The following is a 17,476-nucleotide window of genomic DNA, read 5'->3' on the forward strand; positions in this document are numbered from 1 at the left end:
GCGACCCTCAGCTTGGAAGGCTGATGCTCTAGCCAACTGAGCTACTCCCGCTGGCTACAGTATAGTTTATGGTGGAGAGGGGAGGATTCGAACCTCCGAAGGCGTCCGCCGACAGATTTACAGTCTGTTCCCTTTGACCGCTCGGGAACCTCTCCACTCATTACACTTCTTTAATCGCTGGAGCCGATGAAGGGAATTGAACCCCCAACCTATTGATTACAAATCAATTGCTCTACCTTTGAGCTACATCGGCAACAAGTTTCGTCATAAAGTTTTAACACCCTGTTTTTGTCAACTGCTTTTTTTGTATCACTCTATATTCTTATTGTCTTTCACATTTGGAGCTAACAAATTTTACCCTCCGTTTCTGTCAATACTTTTGCCCGCATTTTTTACTAATAGCTATTACATATTGGAGATTATGAAGAGATCAGTAGTTTTTATAAACAGTGGTAAAAAGCTCCGGGTTAAAAAAAGTAGCAAAATCAATCACCGAAACACCAACAATCTTACGCAGCTGAAAGAAATCAGGTTCTCCCTGTTCCAGATAACACTTTCGTAAAAGTTCCGAACAATATAATCGGGATGAGTCATTGAGATCAAAATCGTTATCAAAAGGGATTTTTTGTTTTAAAAGCACAAGACATCTTGCTTTCATTGAAACAGAATTCAGTTTTTTATGATAACGGATAATGCAAATACGATTTTGTTTTGCCTCCCGCACAAATTCTTCCAGGGTGTTAATGCGTATGCCATCTATATCAGAAAGGGATTTAGAAATAGTATGAATCACCTGATATTGACCATCAATCTTAAAAATAAAACCGCAATGAGACATTCCCTCAGCAGCAGGAAAATTTCTGGCTATCAGCTCTGAAAATACACTATTACCCTTTCTGAGAATTACATCACCATCTTTCAGTTGCAGTATAGATAGCGGAGGAAATTCACAATTTTTTTCTTCAGATAAATTGGCAGTTCGGCTGGAGAATCTTGCTGAACTGCCAATTAATAAAATTATTATTGAGGTAAGACCTAATAGGGTAAGGTCTTTAAAGGACATTACTTTCCTTTAATCTCTACCAACCATTTACCGTCTCGTTTAACCATATTCAGATCAAAGTCGTCTTGTTTTCCATCTTCAGTAGTATATTTAACATTGACGGTAGCGCTGTCTCCAGTAACCTTCGTTTCACCTAAGGTAACATCTTTCACCTTAAACATAGAGAACATACCAAGCATTTCTTTGCTTTCCGGGGTGGAGAGTTTTTCCATCGTTTTCACATCCTGGCTCTTCCAGGCAGAAACAAATTTTTGGGCAACACTTTCCGGACCCTTTGCACAGCCCATAAGAATTAAAATTAGGGCAAGGGCGACGATTACGATCAGTAATTTTTTCATTGTTACTCCTTAACAGGTTTTAATAATTTCATTCTTTTTAATATTATTGTCGTGTCAAGCATTTTTTTTCAAGAGGATTTTTTCTCCGATTACTTTTTTCCTCTTTATTAGAAACCTTGAATAATTAGCTCAAATAAGGTAGTAATCTCAATTGGAAGTTATAATTAGGCATCGTATTGCCGAATTCTAATTATGAAATCTTAACCTCTGTAAGTTATGCTAAATTTTGCAGTAAATCCGGTTTCTCTTTTTGTTAACTTGCCAAAATTGCTGCCTATTGGTTAATCTCGTTTTGTTTTAAAAAATCCATTGCTATCTTATAAATAGAGGAAATCTTTAAAGCGTATGAATTATTATATTTGATACGCCAGCATAGCAAAAAAGGGATTTGAAACAGGATAACTTATAGTTTATCTGGGGTTATGGAAAAATATGTTGACCGCAGCTTGTCCTTTTTTAAAATGACATTATTATATTTCATATAGGTTGATTAAATATGGCTAACTCCAATAACGATATTCTTAAAGAAGAGCTTAAAAAAAACAGATATACAAGATTATGTAAATGTCCACCCAGTCATATAAATTGTATGACAGCAAAAGAATGGCTAACATCTCAACTGGGTGTATGGCAATTTATTTATGAAAAAAGGGATATAAGAGATAAAAACATTCATCCTGCAACATTTCCTATAAGCTTAGCCAAGAAAGTTATCAGCTTATTTTCTCATGAGGGTGAACTTGTTGTTGATCCTTATGTAGGCAGTGGAACAACTTTGGTTGCGGCGCAAGATTTAAACAGGACTTGTTTAGGATTTGATTTGAAGAAGGAATATATTGAAATCTGCAACAACAGATTAACGCAACAGAATGCCTTCAATAGCTGTCAACAGATTCCTATTGAAGATGATGCCAGAAATATTAATCAATATCTGCCTAAACAATCAATTACACTAATCTTCACCTCTCCACCCTATTCCAATTTATTGAATAGAGAAAGAAAGAATAAATCAAGAAGAGACAGAGATAATGGTCAGCTGAATAAAATTGAGCAATATTCCCAAGATGAAAGAGACCTTGGAACCTATTCAGCTGAAAAATGGACTTTGGCTATGGGAGATATTTTTGAAAATTTATTACCGTTAATGAAAGATAAAGGACATTGTGTTATCAATGTTCCCGATTTCTGGTGGGAAAATAAAAGAATTACTTTACATATATCCTTAACCGAAGAGCTTAGAAGAAGAGGATTGGAACTTCGCAATATCATTATCTGGGACAGAACCAATATAGTTAATAATATTGGCATCTTTGGATGGCCCAGCAATTATATCACTATGGGAACAACTTTTGAATATTTGCTTGATTTTTGGAAACCTCCAAGCGAGATAGAAAAATGAGGATAATATTATGCTTGTAGTTACAAAAGATAATTTGATAACAAGTTTAGAAGACATTAGAAATTTAGGGTGGGTTGAAAATTTAAGAGTTGGAAATGCAGGATCAATCGGTAATACTCTTGAAGATTTATTAGGTATAAAAGAAAATAACTTGGCTATTGCTAATGCGGGAGAATGGGAACTAAAAACTAAAAGAAGGAATTCGACCTCTTTAACTACATTGCTCCATAATGAACCTTCACCACGAAAAGCAGGAATTGTATCCAACTTATTATTACCTTACTATGGTTGGAGGCATCAAGAAGCGGGACAGAAATATCCAGATTCAGAATTAAGTTTTAGACAGACAATATATTGTAAAAGATATAGTGATAGGGGATTCACAGTAGAATTGGGCAAAAAAAAATGAAAGATTATTATAAGATTTGACGCTACGAAGGTTGACCAAAAACACAGAAACTGGCTTAAAACAGTTGAACAAAGGATAGGTCTTGGTAACTTGGATCCTGAACCTTATTGGGGCTTTAGTGATTTAGCAGCACATATTAGGACTAAACTTACCAATTGTTTTTTCATTCTGGTAGATGTGAAAAAAGAGAAGGGGAAAGAGTATCTGCAATATAATGATATAAAAATGCTGAGTAATTTTTCTATGGATAAGTTTATAAATGCTCTTGAGAAAAACTTAATCTATATTGATTTTGATGCAAGAACAGGTCATAATCACGGCACAAAGTTTAGAATCAGAGAAACTAATCTACCATTACTGTATGAGGATGTTACTCCATTATAGAAAAATTATGTTCCTAATACAAGAAATGCAACTTCCATATTAATTTACTGATTTTTAAGGATTTTGGGCAAGAGAAAATAATTGGTCTGGGATGAAGAGGATTATAAGGATTATTGGGATTTTTAAAACAATATTTACCTGAAAGCCCTATAGGGTGCCATCGTAATGCTAACCTCCTGGTCAACCCACCTCTTACTTTTGTTTCTTTACCGAAAGGCAAACGCTAACGAAACACCAGTGTTACAACTAAACGACGAGGATGTCGTTTTTCCGGAAGGTTGACCTCCTGGTCAACCTCTTCGGGTGCTTGAACGATGAGGATGTCGTAAGCCTCTCGTTGGAAAGGTTTTGCCTCCCTTAGCCCTCAGCTCTCTGCCAAAAGCCCTTTTGGGTGACGCAATAATAGCGAAGAGTGCGTAAGCCCCTCGGAAAAGTTACAATGCAGACGGCGGAAGGCTTTTACTTCCAATTTTCAACTGCCTTCCCTAAAAACTACATTCCACGAACTTCTCACTAACAACCAAACTCTAACTGCTATCCGCATTGAAAATTGTAAGTTAGACCAGAATGGACTATAGCTGACTCCTATCTTTCTTTCCTAAAGCTGTTAATCTATCGTTCAACATACCTTAATCAAGCGTTAACTATTAACGCTTGATAAAGGTTAGATAAGCGCTTGATTTATGCTCTTAAGTAATGGCAAAAAGCAGGAAAGAAGAAAAATATAAGCCGGAGCTTTCCGTGCTTGACAAAAACCTATCAATGCAAATAAATGTTCAAAATTAGCATTTTTTTTGTTTACCAACTTCAAAATTAACGAAAACAGAGGATAAAATGCAGGAAATTATCATTGACGGCAATTCCTTAACCTTAGAGGCAGTGGAACAGGTTGCCCGTTATAATGTTCCCATTCGGCTATCGGAATCCAGTAAGGAAAAAGTGGCTAAATGCCGTGCTTATGTAGATAAAATAATAGAAAACGGCGAAATTGTTTACGGGTTGAATACCGGTTTCGGCAAATTCAGCACTGTAACTATCCCCAAGGAAAACATAGCGGAACTGCAATTAAATTTAATTCGCAGTCATTCTACAAACATCGGTGAACCCTATTCTGAAGAACAGACGCGGGCAATAATGCTTTTGCGTATTGCGGTCTTAGCTAAAGGTCACTCCGGCATTCGGTTAGAGACCTTGGAAACCCTGGTGCAAATGTTGAATAAAGGAATTCAGCCAATAATTCCTATGCGGGGTTCAGTTGGAGCCAGTGGCGACCTTTCTCCGCTTTCACATTTGGCTTTAGTGCTGATTGGTGAAGGAGAAGCAATTTATAAAGGAGAGCATCTTTCGGGTGAAAAGGCAATGCAAAAAGCGGGTATAACTCCTGTCCAACTTGCTGCCAAGGAAGGGCTTGCGCTAAATAACGGCACTCAAGTTATGACTGCTTTGGGGGTATTAAACCTTTTGGAAGCAGAGCGTTTGTGTCGTTCTGCCGATATTATTGCTGCAATGAGCATTGATGCCTTAAAAGGTACTCCCAAAGCATTTGATGAATTGATTCATAATTTACGACCCCATCCCGGGCAGAAAATATCCGCCAAAAACATCAGAACCCTTTTGGAGGGAAGTCCTTTACGCGAATCCCACTTAAATTGCGGTAATGTTCAAGATGCTTATAGTTTGCGGTGTACCCCTCAAGTTAATGGTGCGGTGAGAGATGCCTGTGCTTATGTGCGAGGTGTTTTGGAAATAGAAATAAATTCGGCAACGGATAATCCGCTAATATTTCCTGATGAGGGTAAAGTTATTTCCGGGGGAAATTTTCATGGTGAACCCCTGGCTATTGCGTTGGATACATTAGGTTTGGCAATTAGTGAGCTGGCTTCCATTTCTGAACGCCGAATTGAACAGATGTTGAATTCGGCTCTTTCGCGTGGACTTTCGCCATTTTTGGCAACCCGTCCGGGGATTGATTCCGGTTTTATGATTCAGCAAATGACGGCTGCTTCGCTGGTTTCGGAAAATAAAGTGCTGGCTCATCCTGCCTGTGTGGATTCCATTCCCACTTCTGCTAATCAGGAAGATCATGTTTCAATGGGGTCAATCTCGGCGTTAAAGCTTTGCCAAATTGTGCAAAATGTGGCTTCTGTTCTGGGAATTGAACTGCTAATTGCCTGTTCTGCCTTAGACCAAAGAGAATTTCCTTCTTCTGTTATTTTGGAAAAGGTGAAGGCAACTCTGCGGGAAAATGTTGCTCCTCTAAATGGTGATAGAATTATGTATCCCGATGTAAATAAAGCAATTGCGCTGGTGCGTTCTGGTTGTTTAGAGGAAATTTGTCCTGAAATTGATTGACAAGATTATGCTGTTTTACGGCTGTTGATTTATGAAATTCAGGGATATATTTATCTGTCTGCTTTGTTTTGCGGGTGTTTTTGCCTGCGAAGTGAATACAATGTTTAATGCCCGTAACTATTTTAATTCGGCACAGTCCAGACCTCTAACCAGTAACGGCAGGCCTAATGCCCAGGCAATTGATGAATATACTAAAGCGATTAAAAAATGCGGGAAAATTATTGAGACAGATAAAAAAGGAAAAAGGGTGGAAGAGGCATACTATTTGATGGCGAAATCCCTTTACTACAAAGGCAATAGCGCTTTTCAGGCAAAAGATCAGTTCCAAAACCTTGTTATCCGTTTTCCCGAGAGTAAATATGTTCCCGAAGCATATATTTATATTGCCAAAATTTTGCGGGAGACCAATCAACCCAAAGAGGCGGAAAAATTGCTGGATGAATTTTTGCGTAATCCCAAATTTCGCAAACAGCATCCTCAGGCGTTATCCGCTTTAGCTGATTTTGCCATTAAAGATAAGGACTTTATTAAAGCCCAACACTATCTGGAAAGGATAATTACGGAATATCCTAAAACCAAAGAATACCGCGAAGCATATTTCCTGTTCGGTAAGAATTATTATGAGCAAAAGGATTATGATAAATCGCTGGAAGCATTTAAAACAATGCAGAAAGCACGCGGCATAGATAAGGAAAAAAAACTGGAAGGAACCTATTACATTGGCTTGAATGAATTGGAACTGGGACAAGCGAATAAAGCATTAAAGACAGCAAAAGGGCTAATCAGAACTGAAACCCGTCCTGATAAAATTCCTTTTGTGCGATTACTGAAAGCCAGAGCTCACATTGCTTTGGGAGATACAACCGAGGCAAGAACCGAAATTGAATTTATCACCAAAAATTATCCGCGCACCGAGGGCTCTGCAGGTGCCTATTATTACCTGGCGGAAAACTATTATTACAATCAGGGCAAAATTCCCCAGGCAATAACTAATTATAATAAAGTGCGCATTGAATTTTCCAATTCTCCTTTGGCAAAAATCGCTCAAGCAAAAGCTTCCGCTTTGGGTTCAGTTGCTCCCCGCGCTGGTCTTGATTGTGAAACCGGTCTTTCCCAGTTTTTAGATTACCAATATCAAGCGGCGGAAAGTTTTTTGAATGTTCTGGCGATGCCGGATTCTGCGGTTGCCCGTTATAAAATTGTGATTGCCCAAAAGAATAGTTTAATAGCCAGAAGGGATTCTATTCGGACAGCATTGAACAAAAATAACGCTCTTCTGGATTCGCTGAAGGCAATCTTGCCTGCAACCATTATTCCCGTTACGGATAGTTCGGGAACCTTAGAACAAACAGAACTTCCTGTGGCACAAAGTGATACTACAGCTGTAAAAGCGGTTACTGATACTTTGGCAGAGGTTATAATCAACGAATCGGATAACGAACAAACCCTTGCCGATACCTTAAAAACAGCAGAAGTAGAAATTCCTTTAGCCGATAGTTTACAACAGGAAGTGGTAATTTCCGAAGGCGATTCTTTGGCTTTTAGAGAAGAAATAAATATTTTTAACCCGCTGCCCGATTCTCTTGCCACAGAAGAAAAACCGGAATTTGTCTCTCCCAATGCAAATTCAGAAAGCGATTCGCTAACTTTGGCAATTGGGCAACGCATTCAAGCCCTGGAAAAAGAAAACGCACAATATAGCCAGCGCCTGGAAAAACTGGATGAAATTATTGAGCGTTTTGACAGTGAAATAATTCCTTTCTGTATGTTTGCCATTGGTTCCATCTATCATAATCTTTCTCCGGAACTTCCTGAAAATGGTGAGATTATGGCTAAAATGCAGGAACAATACCCGGAAAACAAATTTACTAAAGCCCTAAATGCCCTGCAAAATAATTTGCCCGTCCGTCTGATTGACCCGCGGGAAGAAAGAATGGAACAGCTTTTAGACAGTTATTTAGAGAATATTACCACTGCTCCTGATTCTGCTCTTGTCGGCTTACAGGAACTAACAAACTCACCTTATCATAAAATTAAGCTGGCTGCCAATTTCCGTTTGGGTTGGTATTACAGTTTTGAAAATATGGATACTCTGCTGGCAAAGCCCTACCTGAAAGCTGTTTTAGATGAACCCGAAGCTGGCGAATTTGCCACGGTAGCGCGTAGATTCTTTGATGGCAATAACTTCCTTTTAAGAGGTGCCCCTCCTGTAGTTATTCCTCAAAATGATACTACGGCAGTTGATTCTACCGGAGTGGAACAGCCGGAAAGCATTAAGGAATGGAATTTTCCTACTCCCGCAGAAATTTATGCAACCCTGCCGGATAGTTTAAAAATGTATAGCGGTATTCCCGTGCTGATGGATTCTCTGGCGAAAGCTGTTTCACCTCCTGAAGATAAAACGGAAGAGCAAATTTCAGTTCCGGAAATGGAAAGCCCGGTTGATAATCCTGTCCCTGCTTCCCCGGAAGAGGTTATTCCGGAAAAAAAAGAGGAACCGCCACTTGAATGAAGTGGTTGAAACACCCGGTTTCCGGTCAACATTTCTATCTTAAAGCCGCTGTTTTTTTAACAGGTCTGGCAATTGGATTGGATTCTTCGCTGCGTCAGCTGGTTATTCAGCTGCTTTTAATTTTGGCTGTTTTGGTTCTGGAACCGCAGCTCTATCTTGCTTTGCTTGCTGCTATAAAAAAATTACTGCCTTTCTTTGCGGGCTACTGGGTTTTTGCTACTCTTTTTGCCCAGGAATTTCTAACAACCGTGTTTTTCAATGTGCAGATTTTATATCTGATTGCGGTTACGGTATATGTTTTGGGGAATGTGAAAATGGAGCAAATAGCATACCAGAGCAGATTTATCCGAAAATGGAAACCGGTAAATTCTCTCTTCTTTTATCTCTTTGCTACAGTGTTCTTTACCAGGTCTTTTTTTACCGCCTACAAAGAGCTGAAACTATCTAAAGAAAGCAATCTTTCTTTAGCTCAACTTTTTAGCGTGTTGGCTAATGTTTCTGCGCTTTCTCCGGAAATTAGTGATACAGTAACTAATCTGCTGAGTTTTGAGAGAGCAGAGAAAACTGTTAATCGCCGAGCTAACTATTTAGGGATATTTATCTTAGCCCTTTTAGTGATAGTTCATAGTTTATAAAGAGGTTGTTTATGTCACGCTATTTAATCCATATCTGTTATGATGGCACTGGCTATTGCGGATGGCAAAAACAGAAGAACGGCCTTGCTATTCAGGAAGTGATGGAAGAAGTTCTGGCAATATTTGCCGGGGAAAAATCAGCTATTATTGCTGCCGGAAGAACTGATGCAGGAGTTCATGCCTTAGGACAGTATGCGCATTTTGATTATTGCGGTTCAATGCAAGAGAAGCAATTACTTTTAGCTTTCAACAGATATTTGCCTGCGGATATTCAAGTGCTGGAGATATTGAAAGTAAGCCCTTGTTTAAATGCCCGCTATCAAGCTTATGAACGCAATTATCGCTATTTGCTGGCTAAGGAAAGAACACCTTTCAACAGGAATTACAGTGGTTTTTTGCCTCACCTGAAACTGGACTTGGGAAAAATGCAAGCCGCTGCCAAATACATTATGGGAAAACACGATTTTTCTTCTTTCGGACGCAGCAATCCGGAAGTTCCCAATCGGATATGCGATTTGCAACAAATAGAAATAAACGAATCGGAAAGCTACTTTATTTTTGATTACCGGGCAGACCGTTTTTTGCATAATATGGCACGGAGAATTACCGGAACTTTGGCAAATATGGCACATTTAGACCTGCCTCCCGAAACAATTTTAGCCATTTTAGAAAACAGATGCTCACGCCAGAATTTGGTGATAACTGCTCCTGCCTCAGGACTTTATCTAACGGAAGTAAAATATCCACCAAAGTTTCTTGACGAATCTTACACTCCTGATTTTGAGGAAAAGGAAACAGCAAATTCCGCTATGCCTAACGGTATAAAATAAAAAAGGTAAGGAACAGAAAAATGAGATATAACATCCCTCGCGGAACTTTTGATATTCTGCCTGAAGTTAGCTATAAATGGCAGTTTTTGCAGGGTAGCTTTCGTAAAATGGCTACTTGCTTTGGTTATCAGGAAATTACTACCCCCGTTTTTGAAGTAGCGGAACTCTTTGAACGCAGCTCCGGAGAAAGCTCCGATGTTGTTCAAAAAGAAATGTATCGCTTTCAGGATAAAAAAGGCAGGGAATTTGCCTTAAGGCCTGAAGGAACGGCTCCCGTAGTTCGCAGCTACATAGAAAATCATTTGGATAAACTTGCTTCCCGCACAAAGCTGTTTTATTTAGGACCGATGTTTCGTTATGATCGTCCGCAGGCAGGTAGATACCGTCAATTTTATCAGTATGGCATAGAATTTATCGGCAGCAACAATCCCTTTTACGATGCGGAAGTGATAGCTATTGCTTATTTATGGCTTAACAGCTTGGGCTTAAAAAACTTGCGTTTGGAAATTAACAGTGTGGGTTGTCCTACCTGTTCTGCTGTTTATGATAATGTATTGCGGGAATATTATAGACCCTTTTTACCAAAACTATGCCCCGATTGTGTGAAACGACTGGAAATAAATCCCCGTCGCCTATTGGATTGTAAAGTCCCTTCCTGTATAGAATTTAGAAAGAATGCACCCTCGCAAATGGATTATTTGGATGAACCCTGTAAACAGCATTTCGCTGCTGTTTGTAACTATCTGCAAGCAATGAATATTACTTACACTGTAAATCCGGGAATAGTTCGTGGACTGGATTATTATACAAACACTGCCTTTGAAATTATCTATGAGGGCTTGGGAGCACAAAATTCTCTTGTGGGAGGCGGAAGATACAACGGCTTGATTGAACAAATCGGGGGAAAAAGTATTCCTGCAATCGGTTTTGCCGGTGGTCTTGAACGATTGTTACTTGCCCTGGAGGAAGAACAAATAGAACTTGTGCTGCCACCGAAACCGGATGCCTACTTTGTTTGCGTTGGCGAAAATGCCCGGATGCAGATTCTTCATTATCTAAATGCCTTAAGAACTAAAGGACTTATTGTGGATTACGATCCCGATAAGAACTCTTTAAAAGCACAACTAAAAGCTGCGGATGCCAGCGGGGCAAAGTATGCTGTAATTATTGGTGAAAATGAACTTGCTGCCAAAACTGTGAACCTTAAAAACCTGCAAACCGGAGAACAAATAACTATTCCAATGGATGCAGAACAAACCATAAAAAGTATGAGGACTGAATGAGGGAGTATAGTGTAAGCTACAATAGTTTTTATCATTTATCCCGTATCCTGAAAGCCCCTTAGGGCGACATCGCAATGGTGACCTCCTGGTCAATCCCTTCTTGTGCTTGAACGACGAGGACGTCGTTCTTCCGAATAAAAAAAGCTCCTAAAGAGCTTTGAGGTATCTCAACCTTCTAAACCTTCTCAACCCTCTAAACCTTCATTTCCTTATATGTCTTTCCAATATGAAATGTATATTACAGGTATTTATGGATTTTGGCTTCTATCAGGTTCCTTATTTCGTTCATTCGGGATTCGTTTATTGCCTCGTAACGGGTTACAATTACAGGGGTAGTATTGGAAGCACGAATTAAGCCCCAACCATCAGGGAAAGTTATTCTTGCTCCGTCAATATCATTCACATCATAGCCCTCTTTTTTAAATTCCTCACAAACCTTTGCCACTACTTCAAACTTTTTCTCATCGGGACAATTTGTATGCAATTCCGGAGTATTATATAGTTTGGGCTGATCGGCTAAAAAAGTGCTGACAGGATTAGGCATTTGAGAAACAATTTCACAAAAACGACAGCTGACATAGATCGCATCATCAAAACCCAAGTATCTATCTGCCAAAAAGATGTGTCCACTCATTTCGCCGGCAAATTCTACTCCTATTTCTTTCATAAACATTTTGATATTGGCATGCCCGGTTTTATACATAATCGGTTCACCGCCATACTTTTTGATGTCATTAAACAGGTTCATACTGCATTTCACATCGGCAATAATCTTTTTTCCGGGGTTCTTTTGCAAATAATCCCTTGCCAAAATATTCAGGATCTGGTCTCCAAAAAGCATCTTACCCTGTTCATCCACAACTCCAATTCTATCCGCATCGCCATCCAAACCAATTCCAAGTTCATATTTATTATCTATCACCGCTTTAGCAAGTGCTTCCATATTTTTAGCAATCGTAGGATCAGGATGATGATTGGGAAAATCACCATCGGGTTCACAAAACATCTCTATCACTTCACAGCCCAAACGACGCAAAATTGCAGGTAAATATGGACCGCCAACTCCATTTCCTCCATCCACAATCACTTTTACCGGACGCTGAAGTTTAATTCCCTTTACAATGTAGTCAATGTAGATATCACTCATTTCGTTGTTTTTTACCAGCTTGCCGTTTCCGGTAGCAAATACACCTTTTTGAATGATTTTTAACACCGTTTGCAGTTCATCAGCATAAACACTGCTTAAACCAAGATTTAATTTACAACCATTATATTGAGAAGGATTATGGCTGGCAGTAACCATCGCTCCTCCATCACTTTGCAGTTTCCAGATAGAAAAATATAAAACCGGGGTAGGAACGATTCCTAAATCTATAATATCGCAGCCGGTTGATAAAGCTCCCTGGCTGAAAGCATTCATAAAGGCAGGAGTGGAATGTCTGGCATCTCCTCCCAAAACAATAGTTTTTAAGCTCTTATTCTGTAAATAGGTGCCAAAACCTTTACCGATTAGATAATAAGTATCTTCATCCAGGTCTTCATTCACAATGCCACGAATGTCATATTGACGAAAGATTTCTGCTTTTATCATCTATAACTCCTTTTTCAAGTATTGATTATCTTTTGCAGCACAGGGATAATAGCTTTTATAGCTATAGCCCGATGGGACAGGCGATTTTTCTCTAATGTATTCATTTCAGCGTATGTTTTACCGTTTACGGCAAAAATGCTATCATACCCAAAACCGTTACTGCCATATTCTGCTGTTGTTATTTCACCATCCAATTTACCTTCAATTATAGCAATAATGCCATCGGGAGCAGCTAAAGCCACCGCTGTTTTAAAATATGCCTTCCGCTGCTCTGTATTTTGCATCAGGGATAAGACCTTTTTTCGGTTATCTGAATAGCTGCAGGAATTACCGGCAAAACGCGCAGACATAACTCCCGGAGCATCATTTAAGGCAGCAATGAAAAGTCCCGTATCATCTGCCAAAGTTAGCATACCGCTAAATTTTGCTGCTTCCAGTGCTTTTTTCATCGCATTTTTCAGCAGGGTTTCCTGATCTTCCTCCGAAGGCAAAAAATCGGGCAATTCCTGCAAGAAATGTAAGCGAAACTCTAAAGGTTTAAGCAAATCCTGCAATTCTATCAGTTTATCAGGATTATGAGTAGCAATTAAAATGTCCATTTTCATAAGCGTTTCAGCACATTCTTGATTTTTTGCAGGAGGTGTTTATCCAAAAAGCGATCCGCCAAGGCAGTAATCTTTTGTAAGTGGTCTAATACCTGTCCTTCTCCGCTCCAGTTATCCAAAAGGATTTCAGGGTCAATTTCATTCAAAATCAGATTAAGCCCCAAAACTACCAAAACCAAATCATCCACCAGCCCAATAACCGGAATGAAATCTGGAATAAGATCAATTGGCATCATAACATAAGTGATAATTCCGGCAACAATCATTTTTTGTTTAACGGGGACTCTTTTATCCATTGCCAAACGGCAAACCAGAATAAAGAAATCTGGTAACAGGAATACATATTCACCCAGTTTTCCGCCTAAGGAACCTAATTGTTCTTTTGTCCATCCCATAATCTTTTTTCGCAGGTCTTCATAGAATTTCAGTTTTGTGTCAGCTACATCATTTATAACTTTCGCTTTAATTTTTTCCTGTTCTTCGCGAGGGATTTCTTTGCTTTCAATTACATCATCGTCTTTCATAATAAACCTCCATTTACCTATAATTTAATGATAATTTTAGCGTCAAGCAAATTATTTGAGGTCGAGAGGGCGAGAGGTCGAGAGGGCGAGAAGAAAAGAGTCCTCACTGCCAAATAAATTTGAGGATTGCCCAAAAGATATTTCGGCAGTGAGAACTCCTGCTTTATTGTGTAGCGGAGCTCGCTGGAGCTCCGCATTTTTTACACTGTCATTCCCCTTTTGTCTTTTTCGGCTTGAGGGGAAGGACAGTTTCCTCTAACTAAATATAGATCGTTATTCCTATTTAATCATTTAAAGCGGCTATGGCAGCAGCTACACGAGCAATCGGAACTCTGTATGGAGAACAGCTAACATAGTTCATTCCAACGGAGTGGCAAAATTCCACGCTGCTTGGTTCGCCACCGTGTTCTCCGCAAATTCCAACCTTCAAATTAGGACGGGTTTTTCTGCCGCGTTCCGTTCCCATTTTCACCAGTTCGCCAACTCCCACTCTATCCAAAATTTGGAAGGGGTCTTGTTTCAGCAGGTTTTTTTCCAAATACACGGGTAAAAACACACCTGCATCATCGCGGGAAAAGCCAAAGGTCATCTGGGTTAAATCGTTAGTTCCAAAACTGAAAAACTCGGCGTGTTCGGCAATTTTATCGGCAGTTATGGCAGCGCGGGGAATTTCTATCATTGTTCCAACCAGGTAATCCACGCGTTCTTTCTTTTCTTCAAAGACATTTTCTGCTGTTTTGCGAATAATATCTTCCTGCATTTCAAATTCTGCAGCAGTGCTTGTTAAGGGAACCATAATTTCAGGTAAAACAACAATTCCGCGTGCTTTAACTGCTAATGCGGCTTCAATAATTGCCCGCGCTTGCATTTCGGTAATTTCAGGATAGGTATTTCCCAAACGGCAACCTCTGTGACCAAGCATAGGATTTACTTCATGCAAAGAGGCAACGCGGTTTTTAACCTTTTCCAAAGGAATTCCCATTTCGTCTGCAATTTCCTTTTGGGCAGATTCTTCCTGCGGCACAAATTCGTGCAAGGGAGGGTCTAAAAGACGGATAGTTACAGGAAATCCGTTCATAGCAGTGAAAATGCCTTCAAAATCTGACCGTTGCATCGGCAGTAATTTTGCCAGAGCCGCTCTGCGTCCTGTTTCATCTTCTGCTAAAATCATTTCCCGCATTGACTTAATTCTGTCGCCTTCAAAAAACATATGTTCCGTTCTACAAAGTCCAATTCCCTGAGCGCCAAAATTTCTGGCAACTGTTGCATCTTTAGGAGTATCGGCATTAGTGCGAACTTTCATTCTGGTATATTTATCGGCAAGTTGCATCACGGCACCAAAATCACCGCTAAGTTCAGGGTCCTGAGTATCTATTTTGCCTTCTAAAACCTGTCCTGTAGAGCCATTTAACGAAATCCAGTCCCCTTCTTTATATGCCTTTCCGTTCACAGTCATAGTTCTGTTTTTATAATCAATGTGTAAAGCACCGGCTCCTGCTACACAGCATTTTCCCATTCCTCTGGCAACAACGGCTGCGTGAGAAGTCATACCTCCACGCGCAGTAAGAATTCCTTGGGCGGCTGCCATTCCGCGTAAGTCCTCAGGAGAGGTCTCTTCTCTAACCAAAATAACTTTTTTCTTATCCACAGCCCAGGATTCTGCTTCGTCGGCAAAAAAGACAATTTGTCCGGAAGCAGCTCCAGGAGAAGCAGGTAAACCATTAGCAATCACTTTTGCTTTTGCCAAGCCCTCTTTAGTGAAGACGGGATGAAGAAGTTCATCCAATTTAGCAGGATCAATTCTTTTAAGCGCTGTTTTTTCCTCAAGCATCCCTTCGCGGAGCATATCCATTGCGATTTTGACCATTGCCGGACCCGTTCTTTTGCCGGTTCTGGTTTGTAACAGCCAAAGTTTTCCTTCCTGAATGGTAAATTCCATATCCTGCATCTCGCTGTAATGATTTTCCAGTTTTTTCTGAATGGTAAAAAGCTCTTTATAGGTCTCCGGCATTGCTTCTTCCAGAGAAGGGTATTTACCAAGGCGTTCTTCTTCACTGATACCTGCAAGTTTTGCCCAACGCTGAGAACCAATTTTGGTAATTTGCTGGGGAGTTCTAATTCCAGCTACAACATCTTCACCTTGAGCATTAATCAAATATTCACCGTTAAAAAGGTTTTCTCCGGTTGCGGCATCGCGAGTAAAAGCTACACCCGTAGCGCTTGTATAACCCATATTGCCAAAAACCATTGCTTGCACGGTAACTGCAGTTCCCCATTCATCGGGAATATTATTCAGTTTACGGTAGAACTTGGCGCGGTCATTATTCCAGCTGTTAAAAACGGCAAAAATAGCACCCCAGAGTTGTTCCCAGGGGTCATCCGGGAATTTTTTACCGGTTTTTTCCTCAACTGCCTTCTTGAATAAAGTTACCAAATTTTGCAAATCTGTAGTATTCAGTTCCAAATCACTGCTGATGCCGCGTTCTTTTTTCACACTGTTAATAATCACTTCAAAAGGATCAATTTCTTCTTTACTTTCTGGTTTAAGACCTAAAACTACATCAGAATACATTTGCACGAAACGACGATAGCTATCCCAGGCGAATCTTTCGTTATTGGTCTTTTTAATTAAACCCTGAATAGTTGTTTCATTCAAGCCCAAATTAAGGATTGTATCCATCATTCCCGGCATTGAAGCCCGGGCACCTGAACGCACTGAAACCAAAAGAGGATTTTCAGCAGAGCCAAATTGCATATTAACAAGACCTTCTATATGTCGGACTGCATTTTGGACATCATCTTTCAATATTTCTCTCAGTTTGGCAGAACCCAGTTGGTTATATTCAGTGCAAACTTCTGTCGTAATAGTAAATCCGGGAGGAACCGGAACGCCAATTAGATTCATTTCTGCAAGGTTGGCACCTTTTCCTCCGAGGAGATTTTTCATTTCAGCACTTCCTTCGGCTTTTCCATTTCCGAAGAGGTAAACTCTTTTAGGTGTATTCATTTATCCTCCATAAAGTTAACATCATTAAAGATATGTTATTATCTGTCAAAATCTTTTCTCTGGCAAATCTGTCAATAGCTTTCTTGCTTTCTCCTCTAAAAAAGCATCAGCATTTTTTAGCTGCTCCTGCTTTCCTGTAACAGCTCTAACTAAAACAAAATTCTGCAGGTAAGCGAGGTTTTATATCCGCGAGGTTCTTCTTCCACGGTAATAAATATGCATCCTGTAACCTGTTGTTTTCCGATCGGAGATAGAGCACTTTTCTCTTACTTGTTCTTTTAATGACCATTTAACGATTCTTTAACGATTCCTTAACGGCGTTAAAGCAGCGTTAAAGAATCGTTAAAACTGCATAACCTGAACCTTCAAGGATAAAGTGGTAATTTGGAAGCAGCCAATCAAATAACCCAGAGGTGGGTTGACCGGGAGGTCAACCTTCCGGGAAGGATAAAGTGGTAATTTGGAAGCAGCCAATCAATTAGCCCAGAAGTGGGTTGACCGGGAGGTCAACCTTCCGGGAAGGATAAAGTGGTAATTTGGAAGC

At 39.8% G+C, this 17,476-nt stretch carries 12 protein-coding genes, 2 tRNA genes and 1 pseudogene; 7 read left to right on the plus strand and 8 right to left on the minus strand.

Annotated elements, in window-relative coordinates; genetic code table 11:
- Nucleotides 1-69: 69 nt before the first annotated feature.
- From PLE33_04225 to PLE33_04240, 4 genes are all read right to left on the minus strand, one after another.
- A tRNA-Tyr gene (locus PLE33_04225) sits at nt 70-155 on the minus strand.
- Nucleotides 156-178: 23 nt separating this feature from the next.
- Nucleotides 179-253 (minus strand) — tRNA-Thr (locus PLE33_04230).
- A 177-nt stretch (nt 254-430) separates the two neighbouring features.
- Nucleotides 431-1,063, minus strand: coding sequence for a YiiX/YebB-like N1pC/P60 family cysteine hydrolase (locus PLE33_04235; protein ID HPS60451.1), 633 nt, complete (start codon nt 1,061-1,063; stop codon nt 431-433).
- Complete coding sequence (locus tag PLE33_04240; GenBank protein ID HPS60452.1) at nt 1,063-1,401, minus strand: DUF4878 domain-containing protein; 339 nt, start codon at nt 1,399-1,401, stop codon at nt 1,063-1,065. The genes PLE33_04235 and PLE33_04240 overlap by 1 nt, the downstream gene beginning before the upstream one ends.
- A 496-nt stretch (nt 1,402-1,897) precedes the next feature.
- Between PLE33_04240 and PLE33_04245 the strand changes: the two genes are divergently transcribed.
- The 7 genes and pseudogenes from PLE33_04245 (at nt 1,898) to hisS (ending at nt 11,205) form a co-directional block, all read left to right on the plus strand.
- Nucleotides 1,898-2,800 (plus strand): DNA methyltransferase, encoded by a 903-nt coding sequence (locus tag PLE33_04245; GenBank protein ID HPS60453.1) that lies wholly within the window; start codon nt 1,898-1,900, stop codon nt 2,798-2,800.
- A gap of 10 nt (nt 2,801-2,810) precedes the next feature.
- Nucleotides 2,811-3,593 (plus strand): annotated as a pseudogene (locus tag PLE33_04250) (MvaI/BcnI family restriction endonuclease).
- Between the two features lie 834 nt (nt 3,594-4,427).
- Nucleotides 4,428-5,945 (plus strand): histidine ammonia-lyase, encoded by a 1,518-nt coding sequence (gene hutH, locus PLE33_04255; GenBank protein ID HPS60454.1) that lies wholly within the window; start codon nt 4,428-4,430, stop codon nt 5,943-5,945.
- A 31-nt stretch (nt 5,946-5,976) separates the two neighbouring features.
- The gene (locus PLE33_04260; protein ID HPS60455.1) at nt 5,977-8,457 is read left to right on the plus strand and encodes a tetratricopeptide repeat protein; all 2,481 of its coding nucleotides are present in this window, start codon (nt 5,977-5,979) and stop codon (nt 8,455-8,457) included.
- Nucleotides 8,454-9,092 (plus strand): hypothetical protein, encoded by a 639-nt coding sequence (locus PLE33_04265; GenBank protein HPS60456.1) that lies wholly within the window; start codon nt 8,454-8,456, stop codon nt 9,090-9,092. Before PLE33_04260 ends, PLE33_04265 begins: the two co-directional genes overlap by 4 nt.
- Nucleotides 9,093-9,103: 11 nt before the next feature.
- Complete coding sequence (gene truA, locus PLE33_04270) at nt 9,104-9,922, plus strand: tRNA pseudouridine(38-40) synthase TruA (GenBank protein HPS60457.1); 819 nt, start codon at nt 9,104-9,106, stop codon at nt 9,920-9,922.
- A gap of 20 nt (nt 9,923-9,942) precedes the next feature.
- Nucleotides 9,943-11,205, plus strand: a complete 1,263-nt coding sequence (hisS, locus tag PLE33_04275; protein ID HPS60458.1) for a histidine--tRNA ligase — start codon at nt 9,943-9,945, stop codon at nt 11,203-11,205.
- Between the two features lie 238 nt (nt 11,206-11,443).
- On the opposite strand, the gene PLE33_04280 is transcribed toward hisS, so the two are convergent.
- The 4 genes from PLE33_04280 to ppdK form a co-directional block, all read right to left on the minus strand.
- Entirely contained in the window at nt 11,444-12,796 is a 1,353-nt protein-coding gene (locus tag PLE33_04280; GenBank protein ID HPS60459.1) for a phosphomannomutase/phosphoglucomutase, read from the minus strand.
- A gap of 14 nt (nt 12,797-12,810) precedes the next feature.
- Entirely contained in the window at nt 12,811-13,401 is a 591-nt protein-coding gene (gene rdgB, locus PLE33_04285; protein ID HPS60460.1) for an RdgB/HAM1 family non-canonical purine NTP pyrophosphatase, read from the minus strand.
- Nucleotides 13,398-13,925: a DUF1232 domain-containing protein gene (locus tag PLE33_04290; GenBank protein ID HPS60461.1), complete on the minus strand. Its 528-nt coding sequence runs from the start codon at nt 13,923-13,925 to the stop codon at nt 13,398-13,400. The genes rdgB and PLE33_04290 overlap by 4 nt, the downstream gene beginning before the upstream one ends.
- Nucleotides 13,926-14,208: 283 nt before the next feature.
- Nucleotides 14,209-16,932 (minus strand): pyruvate, phosphate dikinase, encoded by a 2,724-nt coding sequence (ppdK, locus tag PLE33_04295; GenBank protein ID HPS60462.1) that lies wholly within the window; start codon nt 16,930-16,932, stop codon nt 14,209-14,211.
- Between the last annotated feature and the right edge of the window lie 544 nt (nt 16,933-17,476).

This window comes from Candidatus Cloacimonas sp. (assembly GCA_035403355.1).
Taxonomy (GTDB): domain Bacteria; phylum Cloacimonadota; class Cloacimonadia; order Cloacimonadales; family Cloacimonadaceae; genus Cloacimonas.